This is a genomic window from Neorhizobium sp. T7_12 (assembly GCF_002968535.1).
Lineage (GTDB): Bacteria > Pseudomonadota > Alphaproteobacteria > Rhizobiales > Rhizobiaceae > Neorhizobium > Neorhizobium tomejilense.
Genome location: NZ_PVBK01000001.1, coordinates 231,511 through 249,432, shown reverse-complemented (window position 1 = coordinate 249,432; position 17,922 = coordinate 231,511). Strand labels below are relative to the sequence as shown.

Sequence of the window (17,922 nt, the reverse complement as noted above, 5' to 3'; positions counted from 1 at the left end):
TTACCGGTTCAAAAAGATTAATCTCCCCACGCTTCCGAGACAAAACTTCCAGGGTATTTTTCAGAATGTTTTTCGCTTCCGACAATTGGGCCGGCGCCCATCCATCCATCAATGAACGCCTCTCCAAGGAGTCGACCCGGTTTGCCGCCGCCTATGGCAACAGCGATCTCGACAAGGCGGTCGAAGCCCGTTTCAACGAGATTTTCGAACGGGAGGTCTCGGTCTATTTCGTCTCCACCGGCACGGCTGCCAATTCCCTGTCGCTCGCCAGCATCGCGCGGGTCGGCGGCGTCACCTTTTCCCATTCGGAAGCGCATGTGATCGAGGACGAATGCGGCGCGCCCGACTTCTTTTCCGGCATGCGCATGGTTCCGGTCGAAGGCGAAGACGGCAAGATGGATCCGGAGAAGCTCAGCGCCCGCATTGCCGGCTTTCCGCAGGATTCGCTGCATCACGGCCGCGCCGCCGCCGTCACCCTCACCCAGGCGACCGAGACCGGCACTATCTACACGCTCGACGAGATCGACGCGATCACCGCGATTGCCAAGGCGAACGGCCTGCCCGTGCATATGGACGGCGCCCGTTTCGCCAACGCACTGGTCTCGCTCGACGTCTCGCCCGCCGAAATGACCTGGAAGCGCGGCATCGACATCCTCTCCTTCGGCGGCACCAAGAACGGCTGCTGGTGTGCCGAAGCCATCGTCTTCTTCAATCCGGACCTTGCCCGGGACTTCGCCTTCATCCGCAAGCGCGCCGCCCAGCTCTTTTCCAAGACCCGCTTCATCTCGGCCCAGTTCGACGCCTACCTGCAGGATGGGCTCTGGCTCAACATGGCAAGCCACGCCAACAGCATGGCCGACCGCCTGCGCGCCGGCATCGGCTCGCTGAACAGCACGCGGCTTGCCTGGGACACGACCTCCAACGAGGTTTTCGCCGTGCTCAACAAGGCGTCGGCCGAAGCAGCCGAAGCAAGGGGCGCCAAATTCTATGGCTGGCCGGTGCCGACCAACATGCCGGAGCCGGTCAGGGACGACGAAACCCTGATCCGCCTCGTCACCTCGTTCGCCACCACCGAAGAGGACATCGACCAGTTTTTGGCGATTTGCAAAGCGGGCTGAAGCCTCGACCTACAACTGATGTTGTGGCGCGATCTGCGCCACGATCAGGCTCGACAGCGCTTCCACGAGCGCGGCATCGGCGCCGCGCCGCGGGACCAGAACGAATTCCACGTCTTCCAGCACCGGCAGCCGGTCCGCGGGGATTTCCTTGAGCCCCGCCGGCGCCATGCTGCGCGGCTGGACGAGCAACCCCATGCCGGCCCGCGCCGCGGCCGTCAACCCGCTCAAGCTGCCGCAGGTGCAGACGATCCGCCAGGCCATCTTTTCCCGGTCGAGCGCTTCCTGGGCGACGCGCCTCGTGATGCTTGGCGGCGGAAACGCGATCAGCGGCAATGCATCGCCGCGCGACAGGACACGGTCCGGATCGCGCGCCAGCCAGACCAGCGGTTCGCGATAAAGCAGCCGCCCATGCGTCTCGCCGATATGCCGCTTGGCGAGCACCAGGTCGAGATCGCCAATGTCCTGCATCTGGTAGAGCACGGCCGAGAGAGCCACGGTCAGTTCCAGATCGACCAGCGGATAAAGCCGGATGAAATCCTCGAGGATCGACGTCAGCCGGCTCGCCACCACGTCTTCCGAAACCCCGAGCCGCAGCCGCCCACGCAACCGGCTTTCGCCGAACAGCGAGGCGACCTTGCCGTTCATATCCAGCATGCCGCGCGCATAGCCGAGCAGCGCCTCGCCTTCCGCCGTCAGCTTCACCTGATGGGTGTCGCGAAACACCAATCGGCGGCCGAGCGATTTTTCGAGCCGCTGGATATGCTGGGTGACGGTCGACTGGCCGATCCCCAGCCGGGCCGCCGCCTCGGTAAAACTGCCGGTCTGCTGCAGCATGACGAAGCTGTTCAGGTGATAAAGGTTCAGCATGGCTATCCAATATCGTGATAACTGTTAGTGTTTGAATTCTGCTTCATGATAAGGGAGGGGTAAATCCTCAAACTCGAGGAATCCGCCCATGAGCCGTTTTCTGCCGGACCGCTTCACGGTCCTTCTCGTCTGCACCGTCATCCTCGCCTCGGTCCTGCCGATCCACGGCGCCTATGCCGACTGGTTCAACGTCGCGACCGATATCGCCATCGGCCTGCTGTTCTTCCTGCATGGCGCGCGCCTGTCGCGCGATGTCGTGGTGGCGGGTATCCTGCACTGGCGCCTACACCTGACGATCCTGCTGACGACATTCGCGATCTTCCCGATTCTCGGGCTGATGATCGGATTTATTCCGGAGGATATCCTGGCAGCGCCGCTTTATGCCGGCATCCTCTTCCTCTGCGTGCTCCCTTCGACCGTGCAGTCCTCGATCGCCTTCACTTCGATCGCCGGCGGCAACGTGCCGGCGGCGATCTGCGCCGCTTCGGGCTCCAACATCTTCGGCATGTTCCTGACGCCGCTTCTCGCCGGCATCCTGCTTTCGACCACCGGTGACGCCGGTTTCTCCTGGGATGCGCTCGAAAGCATCCTGCTGCAGCTCCTCGCCCCCTTCGTTGTCGGCCAAATCCTGCAGCCCTGGATCGGCAACTGGATCCGCTCGAAGAAGAAGATGCTCGCCCCCGTCGACCGCGGCTCGATCCTGATGGTCGTCTACCTCGCTTTCTCGGAAGCGGTCATGGAAGGCCTGTGGCACACCTTTTCGGCGCTGGATATCGGCGTCGTCATCCTCGTCGACATGGCGCTTCTGGCCGTCGTCATCTGCATCACCATGTTCGGCAGCCGTGCGCTCGGCTTCAACAAGGAAGACGAGATCACCATCACCTTCTGCGGTTCAAAAAAGTCGCTCGCAAGCGGCGTGCCGATGGCCAACGCCATCTTCTCCGGCCAGTCCTCGTCGATCGGCGCCATCGTCCTGCCGCTGATGCTCTTCCACCAGATCCAGCTGATGGCCTGCGCCGTCATCGCCCAGAAATACGCCGACCGCCTGAAGGCGAAGAAGGATGCGGTGGTGGCATCGGCTGCGGCTTGAGGGGCTGGTAGCGCTGATCAGGGCTTGCCGATCAGCGCACCTGCTTTGGCCCTGATCTGGGAAAGCTCCCGGGTTGAAACCCGGCCCTTCCGCTGCGCATTACGCGCCTTCCAGTCGAGGCTCTTCACCTGGTCGGCAAGGGCCGTGCTGTCGCCGTCGTCGCCGATCGCCACTTCGAAAGGATATCCCTTCCGCTTGGTGGTCATCGGGCAGCACAGCATCAAGCCGAAGCGATTGTAACTTTGAGGACTCAACACGACCGCGGGCCGGCGCCCGGTCTGCTCATGTCCCGCCTGTGGAGAAAATTCCAGCCAGACGATATCGCCGGCCTCCGGAACGTAGGAAGCAGCCATCATAGGGCTTCCTTGCCGACAGGCCCTCCAAAATCGATTTCCTCGTGAAGGTTGTCGGGTGTCATCCCCGCAATGAGTTGGTCAAGATCAAGTTCCGCGTCCCGCACCGGCTCGATGATGATCCGTCCGTTTTCCTCCGACACATCAACGATCGTGTCGATCTGAAGCTGCGCTGCCTCCATGACGGCGGCGGGAATGCGCACGGAGGCGCTGTTACCCCATTTTTTGACGGTCACGCGCATGGGTCGCTCCAAGTAGATACATTGTCGATACAATAGACCCCTAGCGCCGGGTGGTCAAATAACTCCCCAGAACGAAAAACGGCCCTTCCCCCAGGAGGAAGGGCCGCATTGGGCTTGCTCGACTATATCGGCCGGGTGCCCGGCAGCGGGTTAGTTGACCTGCTGCGGGGTGACCTGAGCCTCGATCGTCTTCGGAGCGACTGCGTCTGCGGCAATCGCGATGCGACGGGGCTTCATGGCTTCCGGAATGTTCCGGAGCAGGTCGATATGGAGCAGGCCGTTCTTCAGCGAAGCGGATTGCACTTCGACATGATCGGCGAGCTGGAAGCGGCGCTCGAAGGCGCGCTTGGCGATGCCGCGATAGAGATATTCGCTCTGTTCGGCAGCGGTTTCGTCCTCGCTCTTTTCACCCTTGACGGTCAGCACGTTCGCATGGGCTTCGAGGCTCAGTTCCTTTTCGTCGAAACCGGCAACGGCCATGGTGATGCGATAGGTGTTTTCGCCGGTGCGCTCGATATTGTAGGGCGGATAGCTCGGGGTCTGGTCGGCCGGCCCGCGATTGTCGAGCAGGTTGAAAAGACGGTCGAAACCGACGGTGGAACGATAAAGGGGGGTAAAATCGACGTGACGCATGGAGTCCTCCTTGGGAAGCGACGTTGCGGTTTTCATCCGGGTTTGCGCATCCCTTGATTGGCGATGCGGTCCCGTTCAGCGGACCCGTTTGGCGCCCGCAGAGTTCAGATGGGGATTGATTTCTGCGGCTTCAAGAGCCCGGTTGCGGCGCGGTTTTGCGCGTGAACCTGACATGAACAGCCCGTTTCGGGCCGGTTCAGGATCGTTTTGATAGAAGTGACAGTGGAAGGCAGACTGTCTCTCTCGACCGAAGCTCCATTCGTCCCTTCGCTTCGGTCATCAATTGCCGGAATCGCTTGAGGTATCCCTAGACCCGCGATTCCGGCTTCTTTTTTCCCGCTGAAGAACTCGCTAGGCCTCGCCCCGCGTCTCAAGCTGCGCGCCCGGCAGATAAAGCAGGATCGGCCTGATTTCGTAGACCGCTGTCGGATTGGCCCGGCGCAGATCTCGTGCCGCCGCAATGGCTCCCTCGATCGTCGGAAAATCCACCACGTAGAGGCCGAGCAGCTGCTCCTTGGTTTCGGCAAACGGACCGTCGATGACCATGCCTTCGCCCTTGCCCCGCAATGTCACGGCCTGCTCCGTCGGGCCGAGCCGCGCGGCAGGTCCCAGGGATTTCTGCGCAACCAGACGGTCGTTGACCTCGAGCAACTCGGTCATCAGCGCCTGATCCTCCTCCTCGGTCCAGGATTGGACCACTCCCTCCTGGTGATAGGCAAGGATTGCGTAATACATGACTTGTCTCCCTCTTATACGTCGACTGACGCCAACCCACCTCCTCGCACACTCCCGTGCTCGGGCGGACCGACGGACATCCGGAAATCTGCAAAAGCGCCTGAATACACATGTTTGACCGGCAGCGTGCAAGCCCTCCGATTTCTTCGGCCGCGCTTTTTCCTTGACGTCCCGCCGCCGCTGGCTGACGCTGGACGGCATGAGCGAAGCGGCAGATTCCATCGACGACATTCTCCACCCGACGCCCGGCAATCCGGCTCCGGCCAATTATTCGGCCGGCTATTTCACCGGCCATCGCGGCACCCGGTTACGCTACGGCCTGTTTCGCTCCGGAATGTCGCCGGCGATCGGCACCATCGTGCTCATGCAGGGCCGCAATGAGTGCATCGAGAAATATTTCGAGACGATCCGGGACCTGAATGCCATGGGCCTGTGGGTCGCGACCTTCGACCTGCGCGGCCAGGGCGGATCGCAGCGGCTGACGAAAAATCCGCGCAAGGGTCATGTCCGCCGATTTTCCGATTACGAGCGGGATCTCGAGATCTTCCTCGAGCATATCGTCCTGCCGGATGCCCGCCTGCCCTTCTTCCTGGTTGCCCACTCGACCGGCGCCCTGATCGCGCTCTCGGCTGCCCCACGCCTCTCGAACCGCATCAACCGGATGGCGCTTGCCGCCCCCTATATCGCGCTTTCGGGCCAGGGCGTGCCGGAAGGGCTTATCCGTTCGCTCGCCGGTCTGGCAAGCTGGACCGGCTTCGGCGGCGTCTCGATGGGCACCGACCGGAGCAACCGCCCCTTCGAAGGCAACCCGCTGACATCGGATCCGAAGCGTTTTGCCCGCAATATCGAGATCGCTGCCGCCCATCCGGAGCTGACGATCGGCCCGCCGACGGCCCGCTGGCTGCACGAGACATTCAAGGCGGCGCGCCGCGTGTCCTCCCAGTCGCATCTGACCAGGATCACCATCCCGACCCTGATCCTCGCTCCGGTTCTCGATGCCATCGTCCCCTATGCGGCGCAGGAGGAGATGTCGCGCAATTTCCGCGCCGGCCAGCTGATCACTATCAACGGCGGGCGCCACGAGCTGTTTCACGACAGGGATATCTACCGCGCCCAGGGGCTGGCGGCGATCGAAGCCTTTATGCCCGGCCAGGATGGCGGTTTTGGGCTTTCCGAGACGGCCGCCTGATCCCGCGACCCGCTCGGCGACCTACTTGCCGGAAAGCAGCTTCATGGCTTCCGCATGCACGGCCTTGCTGCCCGCCGCAAGAATATTGCCGCCGTTTTCCGGGCGCCCGCCGTCCCAGGTGGTGATGATGCCGCCCGCCTGCTCGATGATCGGAATCAGCGCGCCGACGTCGTAGGGCTTCAGGTTGTTCTCGACCACAATGTCGATATGGCCGGAGGCGAGCAGCACATAGGCGTAGCAATCGCACCCGTAACGGAACAGCCGCACCCTTTCCTCGACGGCCTGGTATTTCGCCAGGTCCTCGCCGCCGAAAATATGCGGCGACGTGGTGAACAGGGTGGCGTCGGCCAGGCTGCCGCAGTCGCGCACCGAAATCTGCCGCTCGCCGTCCGGGCCGGAATACCAGGCGCGGGTGCCGTCGGCGAAATAGCGCTCGCCGATAAACGGCTGGTCCATCAGCCCCATGGCGGCGCGGCCGTTCGACTGGAAGCCGATCAGCGTGCCCCAGACCGGCAGGCCGGAAATGAAGGCGCGCGTACCGTCGATCGGATCGATCACCCAGATATGTTCGCGGTCGAGGCCGACATTCTCATGCTCCTCGCCGAGGATGCCGTGTTCCGGAAATTTCTCAGTGATCAGCGACCGGATCGCCGTCTCGGCGGCGCGGTCGCCTTCGGTCACCGGGTCGAACCCGCCCATCAGCTTGTTGACCACCGAAAGTCCGGTGCGGAAGCGTGGCAGGGTCTCTGCCTTGGCGGCGGCGGCAAGCGCATCGAAGAAATCGCGATCGGGGAGCATGGGGAGATCCGCTGAGGAAGAGGTGATCCCTTCTAGGATACTCGCCTGAAACTGAAAACCGGAATCGCGTGGCCGGGCGCAGAAAATCAAAAAACACGCCACCCGCGCCGAAAAACTCATCAAACCGCCTAAAAATGGCGCATATTTAATCAGTCAAAAAAGTTGCTTGACATTTGTGCAGTGCACTCGTAGGTTCATTGCACAGTCTTTGACTGTAAATACCCTCCTTGGGTGTTTCCTCCCTAGACTTAGCCGCGCCCACAAGCGCGGTTTTTTTTGCCCGCGATCAAGCTGGCGAGCCTGCCAACGGGCCGGCAAAAGATCAAACCTGTGGAAAACCTGAAGGTCTATTCTGCCGCCAGCGCGCTGTCGCCGGCGAAGTCGACGACGAAATCCGCCATCTGTCGCATGAAGGTGGAAAGGGCGGCCGCGACCATCGGGAACTCCGGCCGCCTGGCAAGCGTCATCTCGTCCACGTAGAGCGCGCGGTTGATCTCGATCTGCAGCGCGTGCAGGCCACGCACCGGCCGTCCGTAATGTTCGGTAATGAAACCGCCGGCATAGGGCTTGTTGCGCACGGCGGAAAAACCCATGCCGTCGAGGAACTGCATCGCCGCCCGCGAAAGCTCGGCCGAGGCGCTGGTGCCGTAGCGGTCGCCGATGATGAAGTCGGGCCGCACGTCCGAGCCTGAAAGGCGGATATTGCCCGGCATCGAATGGCAGTCGATCAGGATGGCGAGCCCAAAGCGGGCATGGGTGCGGGCGATCAGCTTGCGAAGACAGGCGTGATAAGGCTTGTAGATCGTTTCGATACGCGACATCGCCTCGTTGACCGGCAGCCGGCGGCGATAGATTTCCATGTTTTCCGCGACGATCCGGGGGATCGTGCCGAGCCCGCCTGCGACCCGCATCGAGCCGATATTGACGAAAGGCGGCAAAGGCCCGTCGAACATGCGCGGATCGAGCTCGTAGGGCTCGCGGTTGACGTCGAGATAGGCGCGCGGGAAATGGGCGAGAAGCAGCGGCGCACCGAGTTCCGGCGCATCGGCGAAAAGCTCGTCGACATAGTGGTCTGCGGAGCGGCGGATGGCGAGCGAATCGAGGTCGCTCTCGGCGAGAAATTCGGGCGGGTAGAAGCTGCCGCTGTGAGGCGAATTGAAGACGAAGGGGATAGTCTGCGTGGCGGGCTCCCTCACTTCGAAGTGTTCAAAATCACCCGCGTTGCAATCCATCCTGCCTTTACCATGTCGCGAACTTGTTCAGGAACTCATGTTGCCAGTTGCCCGAGGCGAAGTCCATACTATCTATACCCTACCAAATCCTCTTGTACCCTCATTAAACGGATGTTTACCGCGTGTAGGCAGTGTAAGAGATACCGACAACTCTAAAAATTTGCATTGGATAACGGTCCTGGAGATGATTCAGAAAATCCTTCTCGCCGAAGACGATAACGACATGCGTCGTTTCCTGGTCAAGGCGCTTGAAAAGGCGGGCTACAAGGTTGCGTCCTTCGACAACGGCGCCAGCGCCTATGATCGCCTGCGCGAAGAGCCCTTCTCGCTGCTCCTGACCGACATCGTCATGCCGGAAATGGACGGGATCGAACTCGCCCGCCGGGCGACCGAACTCGACCCGGACCTGAAGGTGATGTTCATCACCGGCTTTGCAGCCGTCGCGTTGAACTCCGATTCCAAGGCCCCTAAGGATGCCAAGGTGCTGTCGAAGCCCTTCCACCTGCGCGATCTGGTGGACGAAGTGAACAAGCTTCTGGCGGCCTGAGGCCCCGAAAGCCCTGATCTGCAAGGCCTTCAAAAAACCTTCGCATTTCATGGCAAAAACCTGTTGACGGCCCGACCAGTCTATGGTCTATGCGCCGCCACGGATGGGCGTGTAGCTCAGCGGGAGAGCACTACGTTGACATCGTAGGGGTCACAGGTTCAATCCCTGTCACGCCCACCATCCAGTTCAAAACGTTAAGAAATCCGCTTCGGCGGATTTCTTCGTTTCTGATCCTCCCCTTAATCTATTCGTTCCAAAACGGCGCACTTGCGCCCGAAATCCTTCACCAGCCTTGCTGGCGATTTGGTCATCTGCGGCTGTTATGGTGTTACGACATCAAGGAGGTCTAGATGGCGCAGTTCAAGAATTCGGAGCATCTCGTCCAGACGAAAGCACCGGCCTTCGAGAAGGATTGGATGCCGGGGCAGAAGGTGCCGAATGCCGGCATTTACCGGTGCAAGACCTGCGGCGACGAAATCGTCGTGCACAAGGACGCGGCCATCCCTCAGATCCACCACGAGCACACGGTCCTCGGACCGGTAATTTGGAAGCTGCTCGTGTTCGCCCAGAAACATCCCTCGCGCCCCTGACCTCCGCATCTGCGCAGAACAGTTACCGCCGTTTCGAGACCGGTCTCTTTTTTCGCCGGAGCGTACCGAATCGGCCCCAACCCGCCTCGCAACACGACATCGAATATGCCAGATGCGACCTACCGCGTCTTTGATGCGGATTTTCCCCAATTTGCCCCGCCCGACCTTCGGCGGGGCTTTTTTGTTTCAGCGGCACGGTTCCTCGCGCTTGACGCCCCGAGGATGTCAGGGGAATCAGAGAATCGCATTGCCGGCGGCAAAGGCGAGCACGACGAAAATCAGGAAAACGACAAGGAAGATGAAGAACAGGATTTTCGCGATCCCTGCCGTCGCGGCGGAAATGCCCGAAAAGCCGAGGAAACCGGAAATCAGCGAGATGACCAGAAAGATGAGAGCCCATTTCAGCATGGAATTGTTTCCTTCACGTTGATGGTCCGATAACGCGAAGAAATGTTCCAGGGTTCCCAATCAGCGCAGGACGTGGGCGGCTCCGGCCACGCCGATCGTCACCCGGTCGCCGACGAAAAGCGTCTCGCGGCTGGGAATGTCGAGCCGGAAGGAGAAGCCTTGCGGATCGCCGCCAAGCCTGATCCGGACATCCGAGGTCGGGCCGCAGAAATTGATCTCGGCGATCGTGCCTGAAGCCCCCTCGCCGCCATTGTGGCCGCCGGCTTGACTGACCGTGACCTGTTCCGGCCGCAGCATGATTTGGGCCTTGCCGCGATAGGCGATATCGTCGACCGGCAGCACGCCCAGTGGGCTTTTTGCCTGTCCGTCGGCGATATCCGCCGGCATCACGATCGCCTCGCCGAGGAAAGCCGCTGTCGCCGCATCGACGGGCCTGGAATAGACCTCGCGCGGAGAACCGACCTGCGCGAACCGGCCGGCGCGCATCACCGCCACCTGGTCGGCAAAAGCGAGCGCCTCGCCCTGGTCGTGGGTCACCAGAAGCGTGGTGATGCCGGCGGCCGTCAGCACGTCAGTCACCGCCTTGCGGGTGGCGGCTCTCAGACCCGTATCCAGCGCCGAGAAGGGCTCGTCGAGCAGCATCAGCCTCGGCTTGCGTGCCAAGGCCCTCGCAAGCGCCACGCGCTGCTGTTGGCCGCCTGAGAGCTGGTCCGGCTTGCGGGAGAGCATGGCCGCGTCAAGCCCGACCATGTCCATCAGCTCTGCGATGCGGGCACTCTTGACCGAGGCCTCCGCCTCCAGCCCGAAACCGATATTCTGCCGGATCGTCAGATGCGGAAACAGGCAGCCGTCCTGCGCCACGATGCCGATACCGCGCTTGTGCGCCGGCACCTGGGACGAGCCGTCGGCGAGCGTCTGGCCATCGAACACGATACGGCCTTCATCCGGCGCGTCGAAGCCGGCAACCAGGCGCAGAAGCGTGGTCTTGCCGCATCCGGACGGACCGACAATCGCCGTGCGGCTGCCGGCTGTCACCGACAGGTCGATCCCGTCGAGGGCTGCGACGGAGCCATACTGTTTGCGCAGGGAGGTCAGGGTAAGCAGCGTCATCGCCCGGCGATCTTTTTCGATTGGTGATGGAGAAGAAAGGTGAGCGGCAGCGAGAAGGCGACCATCAGCACCGCATAAGGCGCCGCACCGGCATAGTCGATCTCGCCGGTCAGCGCCCAGAAGGCCATGGCGAGCGTGCGGGTGCCGTTCGGCGCCAGCATCTGGGTGGCGGTGAGTTCGTTCATGATGCCGAGCGACGAAAGCGCAACGCCGGCCGCAGCCCCCGGTGCGGCAAGCCGGATCGTGGTCGCAAGCAGCGCGTTGCCCGGCGACCGGCCGAGGCTTGCCGCCGCCTGTTCGATCTCGACCGGCACCTGCGCAATGCTGGCCCGCAGGCTCACCAGCGCCCGCGGCAGAAACATCACCATATAGGCGAGCACGATGGTGGCAACGCTCTGGTAGAGCGGCAGCATGGTCCGCACGGTGATGGTGACGAGCGCCAGCGCCACGACGACGCCCGGCATCGAGCTCGCGAGATAATAGCAGCCTTCGAGGAACCGGCTGGCTCGGGTCGGCCGGCGCACGGAGAGCCAGGCGATCGGCACGGCGGCGGCGGTCGTCGCGAGCCCGCCGACCAGGCAGATGACCAGCGTCTGCCACAGCGCCAGCCCAACCTCGTCGATCCGCCACACGCCGGTGCCGCCGGCAATCAGCCAGCGACCGAGCGTCAGCACCGGAATGCCGAGCGCAAAGGCGGCGGTCGCAGCCGGCAGAAGGAGGGCGACGTATTTCCATCGGCCGAGCCGGGCGATCTTCGGCCGGCGGGCGACGCCAGATCCGAGCCGCGCATAGCGGCTGCGGCCGCGCAGCGAAGCTTCGAGCCCGAGCAGCACGAAACAGCAGAGCACCAGCACCAGCGCCAGCATATAGGCGGCGACACCGTTATAGGTCGACTGGAACTGGTCGAGAATGGCGGTCGTGAACGTGTCGAAACGGATCATCGCAAACAGACCGTATTCGGCCAAGAGATGCAGGCCGATCAGCAGCGCGCCGCCGCAAAGGGCAAGCCGAAGCTGCGGCAGCACGACGCGCCGGAAGACGGCAAACGGTGCCAGCCCCAGTGAGGCCGCCTGATCTTCCAGTGCTGGGTCGAGCAGCCGGAAGGCGGCCGAAAGCGGAAGGTAGAGAAAGGGAAAGTAAGCGACGACCGAGATCGCAACACCGGCGGGAAGGCCGTTGAAAGCGGGCCACATCCCGATCCAGGCATAGGAGTGCACGAAGGCGGGCACGGCAAGCGGCGTGACGCAGAGCCAGGACCAGAACCGCGCGCCCGGCAGGTCGCTGCGCTCCGTCAGCCAGGCGAGCGCGACGCTGAGCACGGCGCAGATTGGAATAGTGAAGACGACGAGCAGGACCGTGTTGGCCAGCAGATCGCCGACCCGCGAGCGGAAAATCAGCTGCGAGGCCATCTCCCAACCTGTCACTACCGCTGCCCATAACACGAAGCCGAGCGGCAGGAGCGCCAGCAAAGCCACCACGACCGCGATCGTCAGCGTCCAGGACGACGCCGCCGGCAGGCGGTGTCGCGGCGCGATGGAGATCCTGGTATCTGTGGTGGAAGTCATTGCCGGTCCGAAAATACGAGACATCGCAGGTACGCCCTGCGATGTCTCCGTGCAACTGTTATCGACCGCTTTTTAGAGCAGGCCGGCGGCGGTCATCATGTCGGTGACCTTGGCGTTGTTGAGGGTCGAAGGCTCGACCTTCGGGGCCTGCAGATCGGCGATCGGGGTCAGCATCTTGTTGGAAGCCTCCCCCTTGCCGACGGCGTATTCAAAGGCGGTACCGTCGCGCAAGATCTTCTGGCCGCCCTTGCCGGTGACCCACTTCAGGAAGGTCTGCGCCTGTTCCTTGTGCTTGGAGGAGGCGAGGATGCCGCCGCCCGAGATCGACACGAAGGCGCCCGGATCCTGGTTCTTGAAATAATGCATGCCGATGTTCTTGGTGTTCTCGCCGGTCTTCGCGACGTCGCCGAAATAGTAGTAGTGATAGATCAGGGCGCCTTCGAACTGGCCGGCATTGACCGCCTTCATCGCTGTCGAGTTGCCGCGGATCGGGGTCGCATTTTCCTTCATGCCCTTCAGCCAGGCAGCGGTCGCTTCTTCGCCCTTGAGCTGCAGCAGCGCACCGACGATCGCCTGGAAATCGGCGCCCGACGGAGATGCCGTCCAGCGGCCCTTCCATTCCGGCTTGGCAAGGTCGAGCATCGACTTCGGCAGCTTGTCTCCCGTCAGCTTGGTCTTGTCATAGACAAAAACGGTCGAGCGGGCAGCGATGCCGACCCAGTTGCCGTTGGCCGGATGGAAACCCGGCAAAACCTGGTCGAGGGTTGCCTTGTCGACCGGCGCGAAAAGGCCCTTGCCGTCGACCAGCACCATGGCCGGCGAATTTTCGGTGAGGAACACGTCGGCCGGCGAATTGGCGCCTTCCTGGACGATCTGGTTGGCGACTTCGAGGTCGCTGCCCTGGCGGATGGTGACCGCGATGCCGGTCTCTTCCGTAAAAGCCTTCACCCATTCCTTGGTCAGCCCTTCGTGCTGGGCATTATAGATAGTGAGACTGTCGGCCACCTGCGCCGAAGCCGGCGACGATAGGGACAGAACGGAAAAAGCCAGGGCAACGCCCGCGGCCAAGGTGAATGAAGCTTTCAAGGTCGCCTCCGCAAGAGAGTCAGGAATTTGACGAGCCCGTCATAACCAAAGCAGAGATTTGTGGTCAAGTTTATTCCCGTGACAGGCATAACAAAAGCGTGATTTACCTTTAAAATACAAATAGATACAGCAGGAGACGCGAATTGATCGCGGCACCGGGCCGTGGTGTGCAAATTGTACTTGGGCGGAAATTGCCGCCGGCCGCATCGTCGCAATCTTCCGGCCCGCGGGCAAGTTGGCGACTTGCCGCATAAGTGCCGAAGCGGATTTCCGCGCAGGCCCACGAATCAGCTATGGCTAATTCGAACACATCGGGAACGGGCATGGCTGTTGCTTATCTGGAAAAGCTGAATGATGCGCAACGGCGTGCGGTCGAGCACGGCTCGGACGTGCCCAAGGGCGGCCCCGCCGGGCCTTTGCTGGTCATCGCCGGCGCCGGTTCCGGCAAGACCAACACGCTCGCCCATCGCGTCGCGCACCTGATCGTCTCGGGCGCCGACCCGCGCCGCATCCTGCTGATGACCTTTTCCCGCCGCGCGGCCTCGGAAATGGGCCGCCGGGTCGAGCGCATCTGCGCGCAGGTTCTGGGCGCAAATGCCGGCATCATGACCGATGCGCTCGCCTGGGCCGGCACCTTTCACGGCATCGGCGCCCGGCTGCTCCGCCTCTACGCCGAACAGATCGGCCTCGACCACGACTTCACCATCCACGACCGGGAAGATTCCGCCGACCTGATGAACCTGGTACGCCACGAACTCGGCTTCTCGAAGACCGAGAACCGGTTTCCCACCAAAGGCACCTGTCTGCAGATCTATTCCCGTGCGGTGAATTCCGAAACGCCTCTGGACGAGGTGCTGAAACTCTATTTCCCCTGGTGCTCCGCCTGGGAACCGCAGCTCCGCGAACTGTTCGCCTCCTATGTCGAGGCCAAGCAGGCCCAGAATGTCCTCGATTACGACGACCTACTGCTTTACTGGGCGCAGATGATGAGCGAGCCGGCGATTGCGCAGGATGTCGGCGGCCGTTTCGACCATGTCCTCGTCGACGAATACCAGGATACCAACCGCCTGCAATCGTCGATCCTGATGGCGATGAAGCCCGGCGGCATCGGGCTGACCGTGGTGGGTGACGACGCCCAGTCGATCTATTCCTTCCGCGCCGCGACGATCCGCAACATCCTCGATTTCCCGAACACGTTCGATCCGCCGGCCAATATCGTCACGCTCGACCGCAACTACCGCTCGACGAACACGATCCTCGCCGCCGCCAACGGCGTCATCGATCTTGCCCGCGAGCGCTTCACCAAAAACCTCTGGACCGAGCGCCAGTCTGAGGAGCGCCCCCGCCTCGTCGCCGTCAAGGACGAGACCGAGCAGGCCAATTACATCGCCGAAAAGATCCTCGAAAACCGCGAAACCGGCATGACGCTGAAGAGCCAGGCCGTGCTGTTCCGCGCGTCGCATCATTCCGGGCCGCTCGAAGTCGAGCTCACCCGCCGCAACATTCCCTTCGTGAAGTTCGGCGGCCTGAAATTCCTCGACAGCGCCCATGTCAAGGACCTGCTGGCGGCGCTGCGTTTCGCCCAGAACCCGCGCGACCGGGTCGCCGGCTTCCGGCTGATGCAGCTCATCCCCGGTATCGGCCCGCAGACGGCCGGAAAAATCCTCGATGCGATCGCCGCCGATCCCGAACCGCTCGCAGCCCTCCAGGAAATCCCCGCCCCGCCGCGGTCCGGAGCTGACTGGCCAGCTTTTGTCGACATGCTCGCCGCCATCCGCAGGGGCCAGGGCTGGCCGTCCGAGATCGGCCTTGCCCGCCAGTGGTACGAGCCGCATCTCATCCGCATCCACGAGGACGCCGAGACCCGCAAGGCCGACCTTTTGCAACTCGAACAGATCGCCTCGGGTTATGCCTCCCGCGAACGGTTCCTCACCGAACTGACCCTCGACCCGCCGGATGCGACCAGCGCCGAATCCGGCACGCCTCTGCTCGACGAGGACTACCTCATCCTCTCGACCATCCATTCGTCGAAGGGCCAGGAATGGCGCTCCGTCTTCCTCCTGAACTGCGTCGACGGCTGCATCCCCTCCGATCTCGGCGTCGGTTCGACCGCAGAAATCGAGGAGGAGCGCCGTCTTCTTTATGTCGCGATGACGCGGGCGAAGGACCACCTGCACCTGATGACGCCGCAGCGTTTCTTCGTGCACGGCCAGGCCTCGCAGGGCGACCGCCACGTCTATGCCGCCCGCACCCGCTTCATCCCGGCGACCTTGTTGCAGTTCTTCGAAACCGCCGCCTGGCCGATCGTCGCCCAGATGACCGAGGCCGAACGCCAGGTTCGCCACCAGGTCCGCATCGACGTCACCGCCCGCATGCGTGGCATGTGGCGGTAACAAAACTGTCCTAAGACTCGCCAACAATCGCAACGGAAGCGGACGAATTCTTATGGACAAAATCGCAGTTTTCGACGGCCATAACGATGCGGTCCAGTTCATGCTGGACTACAAACCCGGCGGCAGGGATTTCCTGGCTCGCTCGGAGGCCGGCCATCTCGATCTTCCCCGGGCGGTAGAAGGACATCTTGTCGGCGGATTGTTTGCGCTGCAGGCCCATCCGGAGCGCAAGCCGGAAAACGATTTGACGGTCACCGACGATGGTTATGAGGTCCGTTATGCCGATGCCCTGGAAGAGGGTTATGCCCGTCGGCTGATCGACGCCCAACTTGCCGCCATCAATCTCTTGATCCGGCGATCGAGCGGCCGGATGCGCCTCGCGACCGATGTCGGCAGCATCGAGACCGCTCGGGCGGAATCCGCCTTCGCAGTCGTTCTTCATATGGAAGGCGCCGAGGCCATCGGCCCCGATCTCGACTATCTCCATGTCCTGCACATGGCGGGCCTGCGTTCGCTCGGCCCGGTCTGGAGCCGCCCGAATATATTCGGCCATGGCGTGCCTTTCGCTTATCCGAGGTCTCCCGACACGGGCCCAGGCCTGACGGATATTGGCAAGGAACTGGTGAAAGCCTGTAATGCCCTCGGCATCATGATCGATCTTGCGCATCTGAACGAACGGGGCTTCTGGGATGTGGCCGCCTTGAGCTCCGCTCCCCTCGTCGCCACGCATGCCTGCGCCCATGCACTCTGCCCCTCCACCCGCAACCTCACCGATCGGCAGCTTGACGCCATTCGCGATACGGACGGGGTCATCGGCTTCAACCTCGCCGTCTACGATATCCGTGCCGACGCACATCTGGACGAAAACACGCCTCTCGACACCGTTGTCTCCCACATCAGATATCTGATCGATCGCGTTGGCGTGGACCGCGTGGCGCTCGGGTCAGACTTCGACGGCACGGTCGTGCCCCGCGAGATCGGAGATGCGAGCGGCCTGCCGCATCTCTTCGCTACCATGCGCAAGGCCGGTTTCGACGAACCGACCTTGAGAAAATTCGCCTTCGACAACTGGCTGCGCGCCTTCCGCCTCACCTGGAAGAACAACTGAACAGCCGTATTCCACCAAACCTGTCCCCTCGCCTGTCGCATTGACTCCACCCGACCCGGATGGGAAACAACCGGCATCGTTCAGACGGGAGGGGATGAATGGTTAGTCGCAAAATCGTTTTGGTTCAGGGTGCTTGGGGTTCGAGCGCGAGCTGGACGCCGGTTGCCGATATTCTGCGGGGCATGGGTCACCAGGTTTTCGTGCCGAGCCTCACCGGGCTCGGTGAACGCGCCCACCTCTTTTCGGGCGCCATCAATCTCGACACCCATATCGGCGATGTCTGCGGCCTTATCGAAGCGGAGGGCCTGGAGGAATTCGACCTCGTCGGCCATTCCTATGGCGGCATGGTGATTACGGGCGTCGTGGATCGTTTCGCGGCCCGCATCCGCACGCTGACCTATCTCGACGCTTTCCTGCCGGAAAACGGCCAGTCGGCGCTCGATCTGCTCGGCCCGGAAGTGGCGATGGCCAACCTTGCCATGGCCGGCGAACTCGGCGGCGTCGCGGTGCCGCCCCCTGCCCGTCACGCGACCCGCGTACCGGAACATCTGCGTCATTACATGGCCAGCCGCTCGCCGCAGCCGTTCGCGACGATGATCCAGAAGATCAAGCTGTCGGGTGACTATCGGAAGATCACGAAAAGGCTTTACGTCTCGGCCAATATCGACCAGGCGAAGATCTTTTCCGGCATCTACGCCAGGGTTGGCGCCGATCCGTCCTGGGCATCCATGGAAGTTCCGAGCGGCCACATGCTGCAGCTCGAAATGCCGGACGAGGTCGCCCGCATCATCCACGATTTCATCGGCTGACTTTTCGCCCGTTCAGTCAGACGAGACGAAAGCGGCGGCGAAAACAACC

At 62.3% G+C, this 17,922-nt stretch carries 20 protein-coding genes and 1 tRNA gene; 9 read left to right on the top strand and 12 right to left on the bottom strand.

Annotated elements, in window-relative coordinates:
- Positions 1-65 precede the first annotated feature (65 nt).
- A complete protein-coding gene (locus C5J26_RS01200; protein WP_105400175.1) occupies positions 66-1,118 on the top strand; it encodes a low specificity L-threonine aldolase in 1,053 nt (350 codons plus the stop codon).
- 9 nt (positions 1,119-1,127) lie between these two features.
- Here C5J26_RS01200 and C5J26_RS01195 read toward each other — a convergent pair whose 3' ends face one another.
- Positions 1,128-1,985, bottom strand: a complete 858-nt coding sequence (locus tag C5J26_RS01195; protein ID WP_105400174.1) for a LysR family transcriptional regulator — start codon at positions 1,983-1,985, stop codon at positions 1,128-1,130.
- Positions 1,986-2,073: 88 nt separating this feature from the next.
- Between C5J26_RS01195 and C5J26_RS01190 the strand changes: the two genes are divergently transcribed.
- The gene (locus tag C5J26_RS01190; protein WP_105400173.1) at positions 2,074-3,075 is read left to right on the top strand and encodes a bile acid:sodium symporter family protein; all 1,002 of its coding nucleotides are present in this window, start codon (positions 2,074-2,076) and stop codon (positions 3,073-3,075) included.
- 17 nt (positions 3,076-3,092) lie between these two features.
- Here the strand turns inward: C5J26_RS01190 and mazF are convergent, their stop codons facing one another.
- The 4 genes from mazF to C5J26_RS01170 all read right to left on the bottom strand — a co-directional run bounded on the left by mazF (position 3,093) and on the right by C5J26_RS01170 (position 5,038).
- Positions 3,093-3,431: an endoribonuclease MazF gene (mazF, locus tag C5J26_RS01185; RefSeq protein ID WP_245441018.1), complete on the bottom strand. Its 339-nt coding sequence runs from the start codon at positions 3,429-3,431 to the stop codon at positions 3,093-3,095.
- Positions 3,428-3,670, bottom strand: coding sequence for an AbrB/MazE/SpoVT family DNA-binding domain-containing protein (locus C5J26_RS01180; RefSeq protein ID WP_105400171.1), 243 nt, complete (start codon positions 3,668-3,670; stop codon positions 3,428-3,430). The genes mazF and C5J26_RS01180 overlap by 4 nt, the downstream gene beginning before the upstream one ends.
- 150 nt (positions 3,671-3,820) lie before the next feature.
- The gene (locus tag C5J26_RS01175; RefSeq protein WP_037077212.1) at positions 3,821-4,303 is read right to left on the bottom strand and encodes an Hsp20 family protein; all 483 of its coding nucleotides are present in this window, start codon (positions 4,301-4,303) and stop codon (positions 3,821-3,823) included.
- A gap of 351 nt (positions 4,304-4,654) precedes the next feature.
- The gene (locus C5J26_RS01170; protein ID WP_105400170.1) at positions 4,655-5,038 is read right to left on the bottom strand and encodes a YciI family protein; all 384 of its coding nucleotides are present in this window, start codon (positions 5,036-5,038) and stop codon (positions 4,655-4,657) included.
- A gap of 220 nt (positions 5,039-5,258) precedes the next feature.
- Between C5J26_RS01170 and C5J26_RS01165 the strand changes: the two genes are divergently transcribed.
- Positions 5,259-6,227 (top strand): alpha/beta hydrolase, encoded by a 969-nt coding sequence (locus C5J26_RS01165; protein WP_105400883.1) that lies wholly within the window; start codon positions 5,259-5,261, stop codon positions 6,225-6,227.
- A 21-nt stretch (positions 6,228-6,248) separates the two neighbouring features.
- Here C5J26_RS01165 and hisN read toward each other — a convergent pair whose 3' ends face one another.
- Both hisN and C5J26_RS01155 read right to left on the bottom strand, forming a co-directional pair.
- Positions 6,249-7,025, bottom strand: a complete 777-nt coding sequence (hisN, locus tag C5J26_RS01160) for a histidinol-phosphatase (protein ID WP_105400169.1) — start codon at positions 7,023-7,025, stop codon at positions 6,249-6,251.
- Between the two features lie 347 nt (positions 7,026-7,372).
- Positions 7,373-8,257 carry an N-formylglutamate amidohydrolase gene (locus tag C5J26_RS01155; protein WP_105400168.1) on the bottom strand — a complete coding sequence of 295 codons (885 nt, stop codon included), beginning with the start codon at positions 8,255-8,257 and terminating at the stop codon, positions 7,373-7,375.
- A 184-nt stretch (positions 8,258-8,441) separates the two neighbouring features.
- Between C5J26_RS01155 and cpdR1 the strand changes: the two genes are divergently transcribed.
- The 3 genes from cpdR1 (at position 8,442) to C5J26_RS01140 (ending at position 9,394) form a co-directional block, all read left to right on the top strand.
- Entirely contained in the window at positions 8,442-8,804 is a 363-nt protein-coding gene (cpdR1, locus tag C5J26_RS01150; RefSeq protein WP_037077221.1) for a response regulator CpdR1, read from the top strand.
- 105 nt (positions 8,805-8,909) lie between these two features.
- Positions 8,910-8,984 (top strand) — tRNA-Val (locus C5J26_RS01145).
- 170 nt (positions 8,985-9,154) lie between these two features.
- The gene (locus C5J26_RS01140) at positions 9,155-9,394 is read left to right on the top strand and encodes a hypothetical protein (protein ID WP_037077223.1); all 240 of its coding nucleotides are present in this window, start codon (positions 9,155-9,157) and stop codon (positions 9,392-9,394) included.
- A gap of 234 nt (positions 9,395-9,628) precedes the next feature.
- On the opposite strand, the gene C5J26_RS01135 is transcribed toward C5J26_RS01140, so the two are convergent.
- The 5 genes from C5J26_RS01135 to C5J26_RS32480 all read right to left on the bottom strand — a co-directional run bounded on the left by C5J26_RS01135 (position 9,629) and on the right by C5J26_RS32480 (position 13,888).
- On the bottom strand, positions 9,629-9,802 hold the full coding sequence (locus C5J26_RS01135; RefSeq protein ID WP_038545141.1) for a DUF1328 domain-containing protein: 174 nt from the start codon (positions 9,800-9,802) through the stop codon (positions 9,629-9,631).
- Positions 9,803-9,862: 60 nt separating this feature from the next.
- Positions 9,863-10,912 carry an ABC transporter ATP-binding protein gene (locus C5J26_RS01130; protein WP_105400167.1) on the bottom strand — a complete coding sequence of 350 codons (1,050 nt, stop codon included), beginning with the start codon at positions 10,910-10,912 and terminating at the stop codon, positions 9,863-9,865.
- Entirely contained in the window at positions 10,909-12,477 is a 1,569-nt protein-coding gene (locus C5J26_RS01125; RefSeq protein WP_105400882.1) for an iron ABC transporter permease, read from the bottom strand. Before C5J26_RS01125 ends, C5J26_RS01130 begins: the two co-directional genes overlap by 4 nt.
- Positions 12,478-12,549: 72 nt before the next feature.
- Positions 12,550-13,563: an iron ABC transporter substrate-binding protein gene (locus C5J26_RS01120; protein ID WP_105400166.1), complete on the bottom strand. Its 1,014-nt coding sequence runs from the start codon at positions 13,561-13,563 to the stop codon at positions 12,550-12,552.
- Between the two features lie 109 nt (positions 13,564-13,672).
- Positions 13,673-13,888 (bottom strand): hypothetical protein, encoded by a 216-nt coding sequence (locus C5J26_RS32480; RefSeq protein WP_172724134.1) that lies wholly within the window; start codon positions 13,886-13,888, stop codon positions 13,673-13,675.
- Between C5J26_RS32480 and C5J26_RS01115 the strand changes: the two genes are divergently transcribed.
- The 3 genes from C5J26_RS01115 to C5J26_RS01105 all read left to right on the top strand — a co-directional run bounded on the left by C5J26_RS01115 (position 13,887) and on the right by C5J26_RS01105 (position 17,873).
- The gene (locus C5J26_RS01115) at positions 13,887-15,956 is read left to right on the top strand and encodes an ATP-dependent helicase (RefSeq protein WP_105400165.1); all 2,070 of its coding nucleotides are present in this window, start codon (positions 13,887-13,889) and stop codon (positions 15,954-15,956) included. The two genes, C5J26_RS32480 and C5J26_RS01115, sit on opposite strands and share 2 nt — an antisense overlap.
- 52 nt (positions 15,957-16,008) lie before the next feature.
- The gene (locus C5J26_RS01110) at positions 16,009-17,064 is read left to right on the top strand and encodes a dipeptidase (RefSeq protein WP_105400164.1); all 1,056 of its coding nucleotides are present in this window, start codon (positions 16,009-16,011) and stop codon (positions 17,062-17,064) included.
- 98 nt (positions 17,065-17,162) lie between these two features.
- Positions 17,163-17,873, top strand: coding sequence for an alpha/beta fold hydrolase (locus C5J26_RS01105; protein WP_105400163.1), 711 nt, complete (start codon positions 17,163-17,165; stop codon positions 17,871-17,873).
- Positions 17,874-17,922 lie beyond the last annotated feature (49 nt).

Coding starts and splice junctions, on each gene's coding strand:
- C5J26_RS01130 (WP_105400167.1), bottom strand. CDS start 10,912: ATGACGCTGCTTACCCTGACCTCCCTGCGCAAACAGTATGGCTCCGTC.
- C5J26_RS32480 (WP_172724134.1), bottom strand. CDS start 13,888: ATGCCCGTTCCCGATGTGTTCGAATTAGCCATAGCTGATTCGTGGGCC.
- cpdR1 (WP_037077221.1), top strand. CDS start 8,442: ATGATTCAGAAAATCCTTCTCGCCGAAGACGATAACGACATGCGTCGT.
- hisN (WP_105400169.1), bottom strand. CDS start 7,025: ATGCTCCCCGATCGCGATTTCTTCGATGCGCTTGCCGCCGCCGCCAAG.
- C5J26_RS01170 (WP_105400170.1), bottom strand. CDS start 5,038: ATGTATTACGCAATCCTTGCCTATCACCAGGAGGGAGTGGTCCAATCC.
- C5J26_RS01110 (WP_105400164.1), top strand. CDS start 16,009: ATGGACAAAATCGCAGTTTTCGACGGCCATAACGATGCGGTCCAGTTC.
- C5J26_RS01180 (WP_105400171.1), bottom strand. CDS start 3,670: ATGCGCGTGACCGTCAAAAAATGGGGTAACAGCGCCTCCGTGCGCATT.
- C5J26_RS01125 (WP_105400882.1), bottom strand. CDS start 12,477: ATGACTTCCACCACAGATACCAGGATCTCCATCGCGCCGCGACACCGC.
- C5J26_RS01175 (WP_037077212.1), bottom strand. CDS start 4,303: ATGCGTCACGTCGATTTTACCCCCCTTTATCGTTCCACCGTCGGTTTC.
- C5J26_RS01190 (WP_105400173.1), top strand. CDS start 2,074: ATGAGCCGTTTTCTGCCGGACCGCTTCACGGTCCTTCTCGTCTGCACC.
- C5J26_RS01195 (WP_105400174.1), bottom strand. CDS start 1,985: ATGCTGAACCTTTATCACCTGAACAGCTTCGTCATGCTGCAGCAGACC.
- C5J26_RS01200 (WP_105400175.1), top strand. CDS start 66: ATGTTTTTCGCTTCCGACAATTGGGCCGGCGCCCATCCATCCATCAAT.
- mazF (WP_245441018.1), bottom strand. CDS start 3,431: ATGATGGCTGCTTCCTACGTTCCGGAGGCCGGCGATATCGTCTGGCTG.
- C5J26_RS01155 (WP_105400168.1), bottom strand. CDS start 8,257: ATGGATTGCAACGCGGGTGATTTTGAACACTTCGAAGTGAGGGAGCCC.
- C5J26_RS01105 (WP_105400163.1), top strand. CDS start 17,163: ATGGTTAGTCGCAAAATCGTTTTGGTTCAGGGTGCTTGGGGTTCGAGC.
- C5J26_RS01140 (WP_037077223.1), top strand. CDS start 9,155: ATGGCGCAGTTCAAGAATTCGGAGCATCTCGTCCAGACGAAAGCACCG.
- C5J26_RS01115 (WP_105400165.1), top strand. CDS start 13,887: ATGGCTGTTGCTTATCTGGAAAAGCTGAATGATGCGCAACGGCGTGCG.
- C5J26_RS01135 (WP_038545141.1), bottom strand. CDS start 9,802: ATGCTGAAATGGGCTCTCATCTTTCTGGTCATCTCGCTGATTTCCGGT.